1 pseudogene is annotated in these 473 nt (G+C 66.6%); it reads left to right on the top strand.

Annotated elements, in window-relative coordinates:
* Positions 1-473, top strand: a pseudogene (locus RM572_RS29000) (cytochrome P450); the annotation flags it as partial.

The following is a 473-nucleotide window of genomic DNA, read 5'->3' as shown; positions in this document are numbered from 1 at the left end:
CGATTTCTGGAGCCGGCCCTTCGCCGAGCGTGACGAGACATTCGCGCAGTTGCGTGCGGGTGAGGGCCTCAGCTGGCATCAGCCGCTGTCGACGCTGTTCGATGTCGAGGAGCCCGGTTTCTGGGCGGTGACCCGCCGCGCCGACATCCAGTTCGTGAGCCAGCACCCTGAGTTGTTCACCTCGACCCAGGGCGTTGCGCTGGATCCGATGCCGGCCGACGTGCAGAAGTTCGCCACCTTCTTCCTGATGATGGATCCGCCCGAGCACACCACGTACCGCCGCCTGATCAGCTCGGCGTTCACCCCGCGGAATGTGCGCAAGATCGAGGAGCAGATCCACCGCAACGCCGTCGCCGTCGTCGACGACCTGATCGGTGCCGGGGACGTCGACTTCGTTGACGCGTGCTCGGCGCAGCTGCCGATGCGGACGATCTCCGACATGCTCGGTGTACCCGCCGCCGATCAGCCCGCGC

The organism is Streptomyces hazeniae (assembly GCF_031845485.1).
In the GTDB taxonomy this organism is placed as follows: domain Bacteria; phylum Actinomycetota; class Actinomycetes; order Streptomycetales; family Streptomycetaceae; genus Streptomyces; species Streptomyces hazeniae.
The sequence above is the reverse complement of the archived record's forward strand: the minus strand, read 5'-3'. Positions and strand labels throughout refer to the sequence as shown.